The sequence below is a fragment of the Microcoleus sp. Pol14D4 genome (genome assembly GCF_036701245.1).
GTDB lineage: Bacteria > Cyanobacteriota > Cyanobacteriia > Cyanobacteriales > Microcoleaceae > Microcoleus.
The window spans coordinates 1-17,580 of record NZ_JAUBQM010000104.1; the positions used below are offsets into that span (position 1 = coordinate 1).

8 protein-coding genes are annotated in these 17,580 nt (G+C 47.0%); 2 read left to right on the top strand and 6 right to left on the bottom strand.

What is annotated here, in order from left to right:
• From QUA33_RS25250 to QUA33_RS25260, 3 genes are all read right to left on the bottom strand, one after another.
• A partial coding sequence (locus QUA33_RS25250; protein ID WP_333152154.1) for a DUF4347 domain-containing protein occupies positions 1 to 815 on the bottom strand: 815 nt, incomplete at its 3' end.
• A gap of 769 nt (positions 816 to 1,584) precedes the next feature.
• A complete protein-coding gene (locus QUA33_RS25255) occupies positions 1,585 to 1,989 on the bottom strand; it encodes a hypothetical protein (protein ID WP_333152156.1) in 405 nt (134 codons plus the stop codon).
• Positions 1,990 to 2,348: 359 nt separating this feature from the next.
• The gene (locus QUA33_RS25260; protein WP_333100336.1) at positions 2,349 to 3,836 is read right to left on the bottom strand and encodes a hypothetical protein; all 1,488 of its coding nucleotides are present in this window, start codon (positions 3,834 to 3,836) and stop codon (positions 2,349 to 2,351) included.
• A 74-nt stretch (positions 3,837 to 3,910) separates the two neighbouring features.
• Here QUA33_RS25260 and QUA33_RS25265 point away from each other — a divergent pair, with 74 nt between their 5' ends.
• On the top strand, positions 3,911 to 5,572 hold the full coding sequence (locus QUA33_RS25265; protein WP_333152157.1) for a glycosyltransferase family 39 protein: 1,662 nt from the start codon (positions 3,911 to 3,913) through the stop codon (positions 5,570 to 5,572).
• A 130-nt stretch (positions 5,573 to 5,702) separates the two neighbouring features.
• Here QUA33_RS25265 and QUA33_RS25270 read toward each other — a convergent pair whose 3' ends face one another.
• Together QUA33_RS25270 and QUA33_RS25275 are read right to left on the bottom strand one after the other, a co-directional pair.
• Positions 5,703 to 10,259 carry a response regulator gene (locus QUA33_RS25270; RefSeq protein ID WP_333152159.1) on the bottom strand — a complete coding sequence of 1,519 codons (4,557 nt, stop codon included), beginning with the start codon at positions 10,257 to 10,259 and terminating at the stop codon, positions 5,703 to 5,705.
• 857 nt (positions 10,260 to 11,116) lie between these two features.
• Positions 11,117 to 14,215, bottom strand: a complete 3,099-nt coding sequence (locus QUA33_RS25275) for an MFS transporter (RefSeq protein ID WP_333152161.1) — start codon at positions 14,213 to 14,215, stop codon at positions 11,117 to 11,119.
• A 398-nt stretch (positions 14,216 to 14,613) separates the two neighbouring features.
• Here QUA33_RS25275 and QUA33_RS25280 point away from each other — a divergent pair, with 398 nt between their 5' ends.
• Complete coding sequence (locus QUA33_RS25280; protein ID WP_333152163.1) at positions 14,614 to 16,023, top strand: 2-polyprenyl-6-methoxyphenol hydroxylase-like oxidoreductase; 1,410 nt, start codon at positions 14,614 to 14,616, stop codon at positions 16,021 to 16,023.
• 363 nt (positions 16,024 to 16,386) lie between these two features.
• Here QUA33_RS25280 and QUA33_RS25285 read toward each other — a convergent pair whose 3' ends face one another.
• Positions 16,387 to 17,241 carry a lysophospholipid acyltransferase family protein gene (locus QUA33_RS25285; RefSeq protein ID WP_333152165.1) on the bottom strand — a complete coding sequence of 285 codons (855 nt, stop codon included), beginning with the start codon at positions 17,239 to 17,241 and terminating at the stop codon, positions 16,387 to 16,389.
• Positions 17,242 to 17,580: the final 339 nt, after the last annotated feature.

Below are 17,580 nucleotides of genomic sequence, written 5' to 3' on the forward strand. Positions count from 1 at the left end.
TTAGTAGCAGTCGCAACGTTGGCATTGACAAAAAAGGCGCGGGATGCGTTGTTGCCGCTGATGGTTAAACCGGGTGCAGCAGCGCCGTCAACGGTAATGTTTTTGCCAGCGGGAATATCGAGTTGACCGCTGGTGAGGGTAATGGTTTGGCTGGCTAAACCTGGAGCGAAGGTAATTGTATCCCCTGCAACAGCGGTGGCAATCGCAGCTCTTAATGAACCGGGCCCGCTATCGCTATTGTTGGCTACTACGATCGTAGCTAAATCACCTCGGTAACTAGCCATAGCCTCTGGCTGCAAGGCTGAGGGAGATTCAATTTGGCCAGAAGCAAATTCTAAATTCCAGTCGCCGCCGCTGCCGGTTGTGTTGGTCGATGCCGCAACGTCAGCCCCGGTTAATTGGCTGAATCGATCGGCGAAATTAGCACCTGTACCGCTTGCTACATCGCAGCCGTACAGCATGATGTCTGCTTGTGGGGCTAGTGAAGTTTGCCACTTTTGCAACTCGTTTTTGTATTGCTCTATGTTATCTGAACCCAGAGCGGTATTGCCTAATTGCAGGCTGCCAGAACTGCCGTGAGAAATAATGTGAACCGAGTCTATCGCCCCGTTAGTAGAGGCGTATTTTTCAATTTCAGAGGTAATTTGTTCGATGCCGTTTTTGGTGCTGTCGAGTATTACTACCTGCTGTCCTGGCAGCACTCCCGCTGTAAGTGACTCGTAATCTTCCACGCCGGAGTCAATGAAGACTAAGGAGCGCAGTGGTCGTTTTTCAAAAGAAGATTGCGAGTTAACTTGAGTGAATGTAGAACTCATTTTGGAGACTCCATTAAGGGCATTATTAGTAGATACACCCCGGAGTTATCTTATCAGGCTTGTTTGATTATATATTAACACTAAATTGAAACCTTGTGTACTTTTTAAAATATTTTTATTAATTTATTTGGCTCTGCATTTGCCTGTTACCTGTTGACCAAAAGGGGAATTGGAGCCTCTACCTATGGGAGTAGATCGCAATATTAATCGGGAACATTGAAATAAATCTAGGTTCTATATATCCATTTTTTTTTGACCTTATTTTGCTAATAGTAGCCTGAGTTGAGGAATGCAAATAGTAGAGGTAATTCACCCTCAAGTACCTCTTCTTATATTTAGTAGTTTTTATTTGAGTGTGAGTTTTTATGTATAGGCACAATCCACTAAAGTTTCCCTAGCTGTATTTCATCCAAGGGAAAACTGAATTATGTAGATTTTGAAGAATTCTATATGGCTTGAAGCTGCTAGGTTTGGGATACAATCAACTACTAATTCCCAAGAATTTTGGTCGTATTTACTAACAGTCAAAACTGTCTGATATTAAGTGGGAACCAATGGCTGGGAATGAATTGACTTATCGGCTAGTACGGACACTGTGAGGACTGCCCACCTCACTAAAAACGTGATTCAAATTATTCAGCGAATTGATATGATTGGAGATTGAGTCAGATCTAATCGTTGATTTCGATCGCGCCTGCGTCACTAATTACAATTGCATTTGGCCCAGTCGCCCTCGGTACGTTCCATACCCTCCATGAAATCACTCTCCTTAATTAGCAAACCGTCGATCGCGCCCAGCGCCGTTGTTGAGTGTATCACAATGTCGATCGGCATAACAGGAACCAAGTCGGCTGTTTTGAGTCAGAGAACTATGCGATTTTGGCAATTGACTTTTGTATGGTTCCAGATAATCTGAAGTGAGGATAACAAAGCCTAATTGCAGTTGGTCGGCGCTGCCATCATAAGTTGTGCGAACTTTGTCAATCTCTCTAAGGATAGAGGCCGATTTTTGAAGTGCCGAGGTAAATTTCTCAATGCAGTCAGATTCCCCAGCCAAAATTCTGGAAACAAAATATCCACCTTCATTGATGCTGGAGTCCTTGAATACAAAGCTTTTGGATGGGGGGTTTGCGTATTCCAAGGCGGGAGTCGTTTCCCTTAAAGAAGTCAACATATTCCGTCCTCCAAAAGTTTGTTTAGCGGTAGATACAGCCTTGGAGTCAGAGCTTCTGAAACTGCCAGCGACCTTGTTTATTTCGCCCATTCTTATTTAACCTATCTATTAGTTTCCCCTATTTGTGCAGCACTGCCATCCGCGATCGCACGGAATTTATATTCTGCGTGTTTTCCCTTAGTTCCGGCAAACGCGCAATTACCTATCGATCCGATATCCTATCGGTGATACCACTTTCAAAAAGAATCCAACTGTCAGCCCACGCTTCAAACCTCAATAGTCATCAGTCATTCCTCCATCTAAAATCTAAAATCTAAAAGGGTATGACAGTTAGTTAACTGGCCTCGCAACTGCACCGCTCAAGATTCTGTGGAAGATGGCGGTTTTTTCCCTGCATTGCGAATATTAATAATCTTGTTGAGCGCCTCAAACCAAAAAGCAGCCCCCATAGAAATAGCTATACCGCTTAATATCCAACCAAACAATTTTGCAATCAACGCCGGCCACAATAAATTCCCCTGCTTATCTCGTTCTAAGCTATTCTGTTCGCTCCATCCAAAAGGCAGAGCTACCTGCTCCAAAGCTCGATCGACATCCTGTTGAACTTTTGTCAGACTGGTTAAATTATTTGATTTAGTCTTAGCATTGTTTGCCACCAACTGCTCAGCGTAGAAATTAACAGTCGATCGCAACATCGAATCCTTCGACAACCGATTAATAATATGAATGCTATCAGCATTAGCAGCGACAGCGATCGCAGTTCCGAGCAAAATCGCCACCCCTCTAGCATTCCGCTTGTAAACACCAGAAGCACGCTCCATCGATTGGTCAAACCACATTTCAATTTCTTTCTGAAACCGCTGCAACTGCTCTTGAGTATCTCCGCCGCTTTTTTCAGCGCGCTGCGCTAAAATATAAAGGCTGCGTTTCAAAGATTCTGGCATACTGTCCAAGGTTTCTTGAATTTGTTGATAAATCGGACTCTCCTCTTGGATATCCATAATTTCTGCTACCGTATCTTGACTTTTTTTAACAGTATTTAACAGATTGCTGAAACTCGGTTGCAGTTGCCCCAGCAGCGCCACCCGCTCAATTTTGCTGTCAAAACGAGCCTTGACAAATGCCATCTGCCTCTGAAATTCTCTCCCTGCCAGCTCGGTTTCTGGTAGATAAACCTGAGAATCCTTAATATAAAATCCTAGCTTTTCCGACATCCGATCTAAACTGTTGTTCAAATTTGCTAAATTGTTTTGATAATCTTCAACAACTCGATTGAACTCCGCAGTCAGCCACCTAAATTCTTGCTCAATAATCGGTTTAGTAGCATCCGGCAAACTCAGATTTTCTCCAATTTGTTGAATTTGTGCTAATTGTAAATTTTTAAATCTTTCCAATCGGGTTTTAGAAATAGAGCTGAGCAAACTAGAAACCTTTAAAGTCTCCAAAAGGCTAGCCGAAAAACACTCTGCTGGAATATAAGAAGGTCCACTGGATTTATTGCCGAAAACATTTTTAGTACCCGTAACTCCGTGGTACAAATCCCCCATGCGGTGCGTAACAGAGCGGAATCCCTCTGATAAAACCCCTTTAGCTCCCTGATTCAAATCCTTGATAATCGGATTGGCGTAAATCGCATGAGCTAACTGTCCAACTCTCTTAAGTTGCAGGGGATCTTTCGCGCCTTCGCTGCCTCCAGAAATTAGCACTTCGATCGACTTCTTTAAATGTTCCGCCCGCCACTGCCAAACAGTAGCAATCAGTTCCTGAATTTCCGAAGCTAGCAAGCTTAAAGTCAGGTATATAAAGACTAAGCCAATGATAATATCTATAATTACAGGCAAGTTCATGGTATTTTCCTAGTCGCAAATAACTGCTGTCTAAGTTTACCTTCAGTTTGGGACGCTCAAAACTCTCTTAACTTATGTCAGAAATCTTTCCATTCCTGGGCCGCAAACCGAAAAATCGCTGGAATGACAGCTTTACAGACAAAGTGTGGATGCTGGCTTTTCTGTTGGCTGCAGTGCTGATTTTCGGGCTGAATCTGGGCGGCGTGGCTTTGCGGGATTGGGATGAAGGCATTGCAGCGCAGGTAAGTCGCGAAATTTGGCGCGGCAACTTAAATTGGCTGTATCCGACGATCGACTCTATGCCTTATTTCAACAAACCGCCGCTGGTACACTGGCTAATCGGGCTGTGTTTTGCAGCAGGCGGTGTCAGCGAATTCACGGCGAGGTTGGTACCGGCGATGCTGACGGCCGCTTCTGTGCCGCTGCTTTACGCCATTGGCAGGGAGTTGTTTCCTCCGCGTGCGATCGCCATTTTTTCTGCCCTCGTTTATCTGACGCTGTTACCGGTGGTGCGGCACGGACGTTTGGCGATGTTGGATGGGGCGGTTTTGTGTTTTTTGCTGGGGGCGATGTGGTGTTTGCTGCGATCGCGCCGCGACTTGCGCTACGCTTTGGGCGCGGGGATTGGGTTCGGACTCATTTGCCTGACTAAGGGCGTGATGTTGGGGCTGCTGCTGGGTGCTGTTGGCTGTATTTTTTTAGTTTGGGATACCCCGCGACTCCTCACTTCTGGGTATCTTTGGGGCGGATTGGCGATCGGAACATTGCCCGTAGCTGCTTGGTATTTTGCCCAATGGCTGCACTACGGCCAATATTTCATCCACGCTAATTTAGTTAACGAATCTTTCCGGCGCATTTCGGAACCTGTGAGCAGTCACAGAGGCCCGCCTTGGTATTATCTTTTAGAAATATTAAAATTAGCTTGGCCGTGGCAGTTATTTTGGCTGCAAGGGCTGCGTTTGAGTTGGGAAAATCGCAATTTTCCAGGGCCAAAATTAGTATTGGTTTGGACTGGAGTATATCTGCTGGCTATTTCTGTGATGACTACTAAATTGCCGTGGTATGTTTTGCCAATTTATCCAGCTTTTGCTCTTGCTGTTGGCAGTTATCTCGCTGAAGTTTGGGAGCAACTGTGGCTGCCGCCAGAGCCGGTCAAAGAGGAAGCAGAAGAACATTTTGATGCTATTGCTTTGTTGCCTCACCCCGCGATTTTGGCAGTGCTGGCTGTAGTTGGTGTTGTCGGCTGCATTTACTTCAGTGGCTTAGTCCAAATTGGGAAATACATTGTGCCTCCCGATCGAGATTTGCAGTTAATGCTGATGTTTGTAGGTTTGACAATGACAATGGGGGCAGTGTTGCTGCACCGCAAAGATCGGCAGTTTATATTAGTTTTAATTTGGGGAACTTACCTGACGCTATTGGTATTGGTGGCTTCAGATAACTGGGTTTGGGAACTGGCGGAGGATTATCCGGTTAAGCCGATCGCCGAAATTGTCCGCACAGGAACTCCGGCTGGTCAACAGGTGTTTACTTCTCACCGCTTGGGCCGTCCATCGCTGAACTTTTACAGTCAACGCCAAGTTATTGTCGCCGACGCGCCGACGCTCAAAAAGAAATGGCAAACTCTTCCTCAACCTTATTTTCTGTTAGAAAAACCAGTTTTAAAACATTTAGGTTTGCAGAATGCTGAGATTGTGAAAACAGCGGACGATTGGGTTTTGGTAACTAAAAAGTAAGTTAATAGTTAACAGTCCCCTCCTTGGGGTGGGTGAGATAACTTTCGATTGTCTACTGTTGCTGGAGATGGACAGCCTTACCCGGAGCGGACGTGAATTTATGAGAAATCAATCTGACAGGATCTAACCGCTAACAATCAACAGACTGCATTTCTATTTTTAATGCCGCTTCAACTCTTTGATACTCCGCCTCAACCTCTTCTAAAAGCGCGCAGGCCGGATCTGGTAAAGGCTGGTTAGCATTTGTGCCGATGCGGCCCATGATTTCGAGTTCCTCGCACAGCTCAAACAAGCGAAAAGCACCGAGAGTACCGCTAATCGACTTCAAAGAGTGAGCCGATCGCCGCAAAGCCAGCGGATCGGCGTTGCTCAGGGCCATAGAGATGCCTCGCAGCAGTTCGGGAGCTGTTTCGAGGTAAATCTCGATCGCCTCGTCCAAAGCTTCCACTTCTCGCAGTCCCTCTATAATCTTGGCACTTAGGGAATCCCCACTCTCTGACAAAGCCCGATCGAGATTTGATGCACCACAATCGACGACTGCGTGCGAATTGGGAATTGTCAGTTGGGGATTTCCCGCAACAGCCACATTCGATCGCACTTCTAATTCACTCGTTCCTTCGATCTGTTCCGCCGGGGCATCCAAACAAACAATCGGCTGCAGGCGATCGAATGCGGAGTTCGATCGAGATTTACACGCGATTAAAGCTCGCACCAACTGCTCAATTGCGATCGGCTTGCTCAAATAGTCGTCCATTCCCGCAGCCATACACTCTTCGCGATCGCCCTGCATCGCATTTGCCGTCATCGCCACAATCCAAGGCCTAGGTGGTTTTAGATTTGGGATTTTCGATTTTCGGTTGTTAGATTCCTCGCCAGTCAATTTTGGATTTTGGATTCTGGATTTTCCATTATTAGATTGCTCATCTGTTGCGGAAACTTCGGATCCTCCCGCGGGATTTTTGGTCGCGTCTCGATTGTGAGATTGCTCATTTGTTACGGCAACTTCTGATTCTCCCGTGTGATTTTCTACAGTTAAATCTGCTGAAAATTGCTCGCGGATGTGGCGGGTAGTTTCCAGTCCGTCCATTTCCGGCATTTGCACATCCATCAGCACCACATCATAAGGCTGGCGGCGCAAAGCTTCGAGCACTTCGATACCGTTTCCCGCCACATCTGCGCGATACCCCATCCGCTGTAAAATTTGCAAAGCTACCTTCTGATTCACCAAATGATCGTCAGCCAACAGAATCCGCAGGGGTAAGTCCTCAGCCAGCACGGGTATGCTTTGCAAGAAAGCGCCGCTAGTGCGCTGCCCTTTAAATTCAGTTGTCTGTTCTCCAAAAATATTGATTAAAACATTGTAAAGCTGAGATTGTTTGATGGGTTTATTCAAAAAAGCAGCAAAATCCATCTCCATAGCAGGGGGGTGAATTTCTTGCCTGCCGATCGAAGTTAGCATCACTAACGGCAACCTTTCGCAACCAGGATACCGGCGAATTTGCGCCGCTAAAGCTAACCCGTCCATTTCCGGCATTTGCATATCCAAAACTGCCAAGTCAAACATCTCTTTAGCAGCCAGCCAATCTAAAGCCAAACGAGCCGAATCTGAAGCCCTAGCCACCATTCCCCAAGACTGAGCTTGGAGAGTCAAAATTCTGCGGTTGGTAGCATTGTCATCGACAATTAAGACTCGCTTACCACTTAATTCAGGTTGAGAATTGCTCAAGTTAACTGGTAAGGAATTCTTGCAGCCAGAAACGACCGTACTAAAATAAAAAGTAGAGCCAACGGATTTCGTATTTTGGCCGATCGGCTTGTTGCTGAGTACAGATTTGCCATAGCCATATTTTTCGGCAATTTCGCAAGATTCTGCCCATCCCAAATCAAAAACTGCCGACGATCTAAAATCGGCAGGAGGATTGCCCGCGACACTACCCATACTTTCCACCCACATCCGGCCGCCCATCATTTCGGCCAAACGCTTGCTAATTGCCAAACCCAGCCCGGTACCCCCGTACTGCCTGCTCGTTGAAGAATCAACCTGGCTGAAAGATTTAAATAGCCGATCCATGCGATCGCTCGGAATGCCGATACCAGTATCTTTAACCGCAAAATGTATTTCGTATCCTGGGTTAATTACTGCCGATTCGCCATTAATTGCTGGCGGTTCTTTAGCGTTAGCCGCGGACACTGAAATCTTTTTGGCAGTCACCGCCACCACCACTTCTCCAGTTTCGGTAAATTTAACCGCGTTACTGAGCAAGTTGATTAAAATTTGCCTCAAGCGGGTGCTATCGCCGATCGCCGTTGCCGGTACTGTACGATCGATCAAGTAACCCACTTCCAGTTTTTTTTCTGCCGCCTTAGCAGCTACCAAGTCTAGAGATTCCTCAATGCAAGTGCGGATGTCAAACGGATGTTCCTCCAAGTCCAATTTGCCCGACTCAATTTTCGAGAAATCTAGAATATCGTTGATCAGCGTCAGCAAGGCATCGCCGCTGCTGCGGATAGTTTCTACAAAATCGCGCTGTTCGCGAGTTAAGGGGGTATCCAGCAGCAAACCGGTCATGCCGATGACTCCATTCATCGGAGTGCGAATTTCGTGGCTCATGGTGGCTAAAAATTCGCTTTTGGCTCTAGTAGCCGCCAGTGCTTGATCGCGAGCTTTTGCCAAATCTACATCTGTTTGCTGGCGTTCGAGTTCGCTTCCCACCCACTGAGCCATCAGTTTCACCAACTCTCTGTCTACAGCTCGGAACGGTTCTGTCACAGGAGTCGGAGAAAAGAAGCACAGAGTGCCGTAAACTTCACCTCCCACCGTGACGGGAATGCCCATGTAAGCTTCGATGGGGAAAGCTCGATCGTCGGTGTTGAAGGAAAAACCAGAAAATCTTACCGACTCAAAGTAAATCGGTTCTTTTGCCATTGCCGTAGCGACGCAGAAAGTTTTTTCCAGATCGTAGATTTGGTCTTTGACGATCGACCCGTCGGGACACTCAACAGCCATTATTTGATAGTTGTCGCCTTGAATTCGGGACAAAATGCCCACGGACAGGCCTAAATGTCGGCATCCCATTGCCAGCAGTTCTTGGAGGCGCAAATCAAAGGTAGAGAGGTGGTTGAGCGGGTCTGTACGGGGAGCGGAAGTCACTTGGTACAAAGCTTTGATTGCAGCTTCGCTTTCCCGCAGTTCTTGTTCTGTTTGCTTCCGCACGCTGATGTCGCGGGAAATGCCGATAATTTCTTGGACTTCGCCGGTTTGGGGATCGCTGATCGTGCGGCCGGTGGTTTCAAACCAAATGTATTTGCCGTCTTTGCGGCGGATGCGGTAGCTAACGGTGTAAGTAACTGGGAGGGCCAGGACTTTCCAGTGAGCCTTGGCAATGGTTTCTAAATCGTCGGGGTGAAAATAATCGTTGGGGACGCGGCCGAGGAGTTCCGAAGGTTCGTATCCCAGCAAAGCCCGGCTGGCCGGCGAGACGTAAATAAATACGCCTTTGGGGTCGTGTCTGGTGATCATGTCGGTTGAGTTTTCTGCCATCAACCGATAGCGGTCTTCGCTTTCATTACGTTCGACTTGAGAATTGCCCAATGCTTCTAGCATTCTGTTGATGCCGTCTGCCAAGCTTGCGAGTTCATCTGCTCCTGCCATATGAACCCGCAAGTCTGGGTCGCCGTTGGCTGCGATGTTGCTGACGCTGGTGCTCAAGGAAGCCAATCTTGCCAAGACTAATTTTTCTAGCAACAGCAGGGTGATCGCGCTAAATATTAAACCTACTGCCAGTATTGATAAGGTAAACAGCTCCAAGGTAGCCTGACCTTGGCCGTAGATGATGCGATCTGTCTCTACTCGCAGCAGCAGCGCTAGGTTGCCGTGGATGTCGCGAATCAGGGCGTATCCTGCGACTAAGCTGTCGCTGAGCGGCTCCACTAAAATTTCTACTGATTTGAGGTGGGAAATTTTGAGTTTGAGATTTTCCAAATCCTGCCTAGATGGAGCTATCGCCTTGGCGCCATGGCCGGAGTAGTTCGTGGCTCCCACTTTAAAATCCAAACTCGGCAATCTAAAATCTACTGACAGATGAGTTAGTTTTGAAAGCAAACCGATTTCGCTGCTGTCGAGATAGCGTCCGACGATCAGGGTTCCGCGCGGTGGGCCTTGGGCGTTGCTGTTGAAGATCGGCTTTGAAGCAATCAGCAGCGTGGCTTCTGGCAGGGTGAGGACGCCTGTTTTGGCGGGGCGATCGCCCGAACCTGTCGAGGAGTCTAGCAGCGCCTCGATCAAGTGCTGTTTTAAGCTTTCGGGAATTGGGATTTCGGTTTTGGATTTCAGGTCGAAACCTTTGCTGAATATCGTCTGACCGTTGGAGTCCAGCAACACCAATAAGTTTAGTCTCAAGTAAACAAATGTCGAATCGACGAAATTTGACTTGACAAATTTTTCGTTTTGTGTTACTGCGAAAGAGTAAGTATCGTCCCACTCGGCGTAATCTTGGGCGCTGGTGTCTAAATTCGACAAATCGTCATCTAATGCGTCCAAAGCCCGCGCGACATCCTGGCGGACGTACTGTGCCTCCAGGTTGTGAAAATCATGCAGCAAAATAGTTGATGCAGTGGCATAGAGAACCACAATCAGGCTGATCAGCGCTGCACTGATGATTAATAGTGTTTTTTTTCGGAGTTGCATGGCGTCGCCCTCCTCACGGTGCTACTCGGCAACTAGCCAGGAGAGGTTTGAGACGTAGGTTGTTTAGCATTGGCGATCGCAGGGCCTGCGTGTTTTGACTTTTCTGGGCTGGCTTGGCAAAGCCCTTGGTATTTCCAAGGTATCCGGTATGTTGCCCCCCACAGTCAGTGTAGTATTTTCACAGCTTTAGTTCCCTATTATGCACAACCTAATGGCTTACAAGTTATAACCTGACGATCGGCATCTTCAAAGGAAACGGGCGATCGAACTTTTTGAGTTCGCGTTTGATACTAGCGCCACCAGGGAGGCAGGCGGTTGAGAGAACAGGGGTGCTGGGTTTAGAACCCTACTATTACTGTACCTAAAAAATATTGAGGAGAGACCGGACTGTCGCGTCGAGTTTTTCCTGCAAAAAGATTCTTATTCCAAGAGCTTTTTTGATTTGTGTTGTTTTACAGCAATCCTTGCAGGAGTGGTGGAATACACCCAGAAGTCAATCCAGCCTCGAAGCCTGAACCACGTTCATAACTGACGAAAAAATTGCGATCGCAGAGGTAAGGAATATCCGCCGAATTTTCACTTACATCCGCCCATAAAATAGACAATCTAAAAATTATGCTTTTGACTTTTTTATTGTGAACGAAGCAAAACTGCTAATTAAAATGTATAAACTCACAGTTTGCACTCTCCTCAATAAACTTGTAGGAGCGGATTTACGAATAATCTTAAAAAGTACCAACAAATTAAATAAACCAGTTCCCACTCCCCGATAACATCCTTTAATAACAGTAGTGCCTGATATCAGTATAAACTCACATCAGGCACTATCTGCAATTCGATCGCAACTTGAGTCTTTTTTATCGGATGACGGCTAAAGCACCGGCGCCTGCAGCAGCAGCGGCCGAAGAAAGAGCGGTGAAAAACAGCCACCAAGAGGCAACTTCTGCTGCTTTCCGGGTTTCTTCGGCTTGTTTTTCGGCTTGCAGTTTGATGCTTTCGAGGCGAAGCTGCGCTTCTTGCTGCAAGCGTTCTGCTCTTTGCAATACGCTGTTGCGGCTTCTTTCAATTTGGTCGATCAAGCGGTTGGCATCTGCTTCGGAAATGTCCTCGCGGGAACTCATTAGTGCTACTAAAGTATCGCGATTGAAATGACCCAGCCGATCGCGCAAAGCGTCAAATCCGGCTTGCGGGTCGTCAAATAACTTCCGCACGTCCCGCGTAATGCCTTCGTAGTTGAGTTCAGGGCGATCGAGCGAATTGAGGTAATCCCGAATTTTTCCGAGAATCCCATCAATTACCGACTGAATACCCTCCTGTATTTTCTGAATTTGCAGTGCGAACTCATCGCGCACCGACAAAATTCCATCGACAATGCGATTGGCTTCTGCTTCAGAAATATCCGGCCGCTGAGACAGCAGAGAAACAACTGTAGCTCGATCGATGTGCGACAAGCGCTCGCCCAAACTGTAAGCGCCCACTTTCGGGTCATGCAGCAGCAGTTGCAAGTCGCGCTTGATGGCTTCTGGATTTAATTCATCCTTGCCCGTATTACGCAAATAATCTTCTAAAACACTCTGAAAATCGTGCACTTGGCTTTGCACCCGTTTTGCCAAACGGCGCGGCGCTTTCACAATCGATCCAAGAGTTTCCTGCACTTGGTCGATAATTTGATTGACTTGTTCCTCGCTCAAATCTTGTCTCTGAGAAAGCAGTTTTACCAAAGTATCGCGATCGACTTGAGACAGACGGCCCCGCAGTGCTAAAGCTCCTTCTTTGGGATTTTCCAGCAGTTTTGTCAAATCCCGCTTAATCCCTTCAGGATTGAGTTCTGATTTGCCAGTATTGCGAAGGTAATCTGCAAGGGCGGTTGTGGTTTGGTCGTACTGATCCTTAGCTTTTTCGGCCAACTTTTGCGGCGCATGCAGCACGCCGTGCCAAGTTTCTTCGGTGCTGTCGAGAAGCTGATTTACTTGGTCTTCGCTGAGGTCTTTCCGCTGAGATAGCAATTTTACCAACGTTTGGCGATCGAACTTAGAAGCTCTAGCTCTCAGCGCCCACATTCCCGCTTCCGGGTTGTCCAGCAGCGTTTTCAAATCGCGCTTGATGCCTTCGGGATTGAGTTCTTCTTTGCCCGTAGACTTCAAATATTCTTGCACTCTTTGCCACTGGTTATCTAGTCGGGCTTGCGCTGCTTCTTGCAGACCTTTAGCATCTGCTAAAACTACATCTCGCGTCCTTTCCAACTCTTGAACAATCTGTTCTACTTCCTGGAATCCGAAGTTTTCGCGACCTCGGAGAATTTGCACAAAACTGTCGCGGGTGTAAGGAGAAAGCCGATCGCGCAACTGTTCGTAAGTAGCGTCGGAATCCTCTAATATTTTTTTGAAAGCGCTCCCGATACCTGCTGCTGTGAGTTCCTCTTTCGGCGTCAGCTTCAAATAAGTTTCTACCCGCCACTGCAAATCGCGAGATTTTTCTTGCTCCTCGGCAAAGATCGCGGTTTGTAAAACGCGCTGTCTAATTGCTTCTAATTCCTGGGAAATTTCTTTAATTTTGTCTTGGGTAAAAACGCCTCTACTAGCCAGGATTTCGGCAAAATAAGACTGTTTTAGTTTTTCTAATTCGCGGCGCACAGTTCCTGGATCGGCTGTAGGATCGTAGAGAACGTCCCGAAATTCGCGCTCGATGGCTTGGGGGTTCATCTGCCACGAATAAGTGTTGAGTAGGTAGTTTTCTACGTCGGCACGAATTGGGCTGTAAGTTACGGGTTCGCCTTTGACTTGAGCGGTAATTTTATCAGTTTGCTGAGTAACTTTGTCTTTAGCTTCTTTGAGCTGACCGACTACTTTTTCTAGATCCAAGTCAGAAATATCCGTGCGACCCAATACTATTCCCATTAAAGCATTGACTGCCATTGTCGTTGCTTGGGACATCATGGTCGGGCTTTGTCCAGAGTTTTGACCGCTCAGATTGCTGAGAGCTTTTTCTACCCTACTTGCCAATTTATCTGAGACCAAATCTCCCGATTTGGCAGATTTGAGATAGTCTACTAATTGGGCGATGCCGTCTGATGGCTGCCCTTGTTTTCCTACTTGTTTCCAAGCATCTTGAAGTTGGTCTACAATCCGGTTAACGTCGCGTTTTGATAAGTCGGATCGCGAACTTACTAAATCTACGAGAGTTTGGCGATCGAGATTCGGCAAATTTTCGGCTGCAATGGTTTTTAGTTGCGGATCGTTAAGCAATTTTTCAAACTCGCTACGCATCCCTTTGATGTCTAATTCTGGCGGTTTGAGGCTTTGGATGTAGTCTTCGACGTTTTCGCGCAAGCTTGTGGGGTCGATCGCGCTACCCAGTTCATGGCCCACTGCTGCTGCTGCTGCTTTCGCGGTGGCGACTACTTGGTTGCTGGCTGCTTTTGCGCCGATGGCCGAGGCTGCGGTGCCGACAATGGCTTGAAAGCCTGATGTGGCAGTGTTGACGACGGAACCGATCAGGGAACCGACGGTGGTGGAACTCACCCAAACAAGCATTGAGAAATAGGTTGCCCAAACGACTAAACCGACGATCGCACCTAAACCGGGACTGCTAATCAAGCTGAGCTTAACTGCTAGCAAGCAAGCAAAGAATAGGGCAATGGTGACGGTGACTAGCGTCCAAGTACCTACCTTTCGGCCGATGTGGCGGACTGGGGAGCTCCCGCTATCCGAGTGGTGGCCGTCGTCGTGGGATTGTCCCATGTACGACAGGCCCGCGGCTACTGATAAATTTGTTAGCAAGAGTTGGAAAGCGCACGCAAGTACCACTCCAGCTATCAAGGCGATAAAAAATTGCGGTCCGGAATAAAGGAGTGCTGCGTCTTCTGCTGTGTTTGTAGTAGTCTGCTCTACTGGCACTTGGGCCAGCCAGAACCCGATGTTATACAGTTGTGGATTTATTGGCAAATTTTGATACATAGTATATTCCTCGTTAAGAGTGGGTGCGCGCGCTCATTGGCGCAAGTTAACCAATGTATAGTTTTAGACTCATGCCCCCAATGGCAAGCATCGCCTTATTGACGAGCTAAAGCATCCCCCTACAGTTGGAAGTGTAGAAATATGTCTGCGGCCGGCTGTCACTTTAGGAATATTTGTGCTATGTAAATTGGCAGTTGTGAAGTTGTTAGTTCTCAGTTATGAGTAAGGTGCGCTGCGGCGCATCCGAGATAGATGGTAGTAATGGTAAGTCGGATTAAAATAATGGCAGAGGAAAATCTTTGGTCGATCGATATTAAGAGTCGGCACAGAAGCCCAGACAGATTGTTCCCTATTCATCAACCAATGCCATAGCAAATTAGCTTTGAAGGAATTCGATAGTGCAGCGAGAAAGTCATGCAATTATTATTGGGGGGAGTTTAGCAGGACTGTTGGCCTCTAGAGTATTAGCAAAACACTTCGACCGAGTAAGTATTGTTGAACGAGATTTTTTTCCTGAACAACCCGCACCTCGCCCCGGGATTCCTCAATCCAGTCACCTTCACATCCTTTTAAATCGGGGAAAAATCATCCTAGAAGAGTTGTTTCCCGGCTTGGAAAACGAACTGATAGCTGCTGGTGCTCCTAAGTTAAATCCGAAGTCCATCGGGTGGTTTAGTCCGGCGGGTTGGGCCCCGCAATTTAGCCCGGATCTAAATGATTTAATTATGTTCAGTCGGGATTTACTGGATTGGCAAATTCGCCGCCGATTGGCTGAAAATACGAACGTGCATTTCCTCGAAGGAGGGACCGTAACGGGGTTGCTGGCGAATGCCTCGCGCGCGAAGATTGCTGGCGTATCGGTGCGTTTTCGCGATCGCCACAATCCTGGTAACATCCATGCAGAGAATTTGTATGCAGATTTAGTAGTCGATGCAGGCGGCAAAGTTTCCAAAACACCTCAATGGTTGAAAAGTTTGGGCTATGAACCTCCACAAGAAACCGTTATCAATGCTTTTGTCGGCTATGCCAGCCGCATCTATAAATGCAGCGGTAAATTGTCAGACACAGCGCCAGTATTTGTGTCGCCAGCACCGCCATTTCGCACCTGCGGCGGTGCTATTTTCCCGATCGAAGGCAATCGCTGGCTGGTGGGTTTCGCTAGGGGCGATCGCGATTATCCCCCGACCGACGAAGCAGGTTTTCTAGAATTTGCCCGCAGTCTGCCAACCCCGACAATTTATGATGCGATTAAAGATGCAGAAGCAATAACACCTATTTATAACTATCGAGGTACAGAAAACCGTTTGCGACACTACGATCGCCTCTCCCGTTATCCTGAAAATTTGGCAGTTATGGGTCATGCAGTTTGCGCTTTCAACCCAGTTTACGGTCAGGGAATGACCGTTGCTGCACTGAATGCTCAGATGCTAGATCGATGCCTGCAAAAGCAAAGAGAGCGGTATCCAGAAGGCGATTTAACAGGCTTTGGGCTACAATTTCAAGAAAAATTAGCAAAATTACACACTATTCCTTGGATGTTTGCTATCAGTCAAGATTCTCGCTATCGCGGAAGTACAGGTGTAAAACTAAACCTCGCTACGCGGCTGACAATTGATTACATGGATCTGGTGTTAAAAGTGCTGATCGGAGATGCTAAAGTTTGTCAAGCATTTTTGGAAGTTCTGCACATGATTGAGTCGCCGGCTGTACTTTTTTCTCCCAGTATTGCGCTTAAGGCGATCGGGCAATTAGTCACCGTTCGGCAGAAGGCAGAATTAAGATCGAGAGTTTATACAGAATCAGGTTAGTTTTGCCAATTCTATTTTTTCACCGCCGAGGAAGGAAGATAAACGCAGATGAAATCCTATCCATCTGCGTTGATTTAACCTGATATTATGTTCCCTGGAACCGGGATGATAAAAAGCGTGACTTTTGCGACTGCGGTTTTCGGGTATTTCACGTAATTAAGATGGGTAAAATCCGCTTTAGTACCGCAATTGTCGGTTTTTGAAATAAATCTAATGGATTGATTTCAAAAAATGTTTGTAGTCACGACTTACCCACAGGACTCAAGAAACCGGGTTGTTTCCCCATATCCCTCGCGCTTCACGCTATATTTTCGTAAAAAAATCGGTTTCTGCCACCTAGAATAATCTAGACTTGGGCAATTCTCACTTGCCAGCCAAACAATCTAATTGTTGTTGCATTTGGGTGGTAACTCGCTCGAAACAAGCATCAACATAATCGCGATCGCGCGCCGCCTCCGAACCGTACTTCTCAAATACAATTGGTTCGCACACGCGAGTCCGAATTTGCACGGGTAAAGGCAAGTTCGGCAAAGGCCCAACACTCAATCCCCAAGGCAATCCCAAATACACCGGCAATACCACTGGATCGATGCCAAATAGCCACGGCATCCCCAATTCATGCAATTGCTTTGCTTGTTCGTACAAATCTGCCAAAACTATCAAAGTATCGTGGGCACCGTGCGATATGATTGGTAAAATTGGCACTTCTTCTCGCAATGCTAATTTGATAAATCCCTTGCGTCCGGCAAAGTAGATTTTATCGCGCAAGTGGTGGGGGCGAAAAACATCTTGAGCGCCGCCCGGATAGACGAGAACTGCGGCATTTTTCCGCAAAGCTGCGATCGCCATTTTCGGATGCGCCTTGAGGGCTCCACACTGAACCGCCATACTAGCAACATCAGGAGAAACTTGCCAAACCGTGGGGTGCATCAATCCGTAGGCCAAGCGTTCCGTGCCGTACCTGCGGAACCATTCGTATAGGAACATAAACATATCGGGAGTGGCGAGTCCCCCGTTGTGAGAACCGACAACAAGCATTTTTCCCTGAGCGGGGACGTTGTGCCAGCCGTCGCTTTGTACGCGAAAATAGTAGCGGTACAGCCATTCCCAGATTGGCAACAGAAGCTTAATGAAGTCGGGATTGCGATCGTCTAAAGATAGACCGTCAAAGGGATATTTAGAGGGTTTGCCGTCTTTTTTGTTAGTAGTTTTTGTCACTGCAAAAATATTTAACGCTTCGATAATTATATAGCAGAAGGAAGAAAATTCTAACTCTCGAAGAGAGAAGGCTTGAGTTATTTGGGAAAGGAGGAATAAGGGAGGAGATTAGTTAGGCTTTTCCTCTTCTTGTGTGTGCGCTAATCGCCCTCGCCCTGCGAAAAAAAAGATTTTGTTTATCATTAATATACTCCCATTCCGAAGGAATCTACCGCATTAGTTTCAGCAAGTGAAAACCTCATAAACATCGAGTGCGGTTGCTATATAGCGATCGCAAATCATTCATAAATCGATAGAGAATTCGAGCGAGCAGCAGTTCAATTCAGTGTTGGTTCAAAA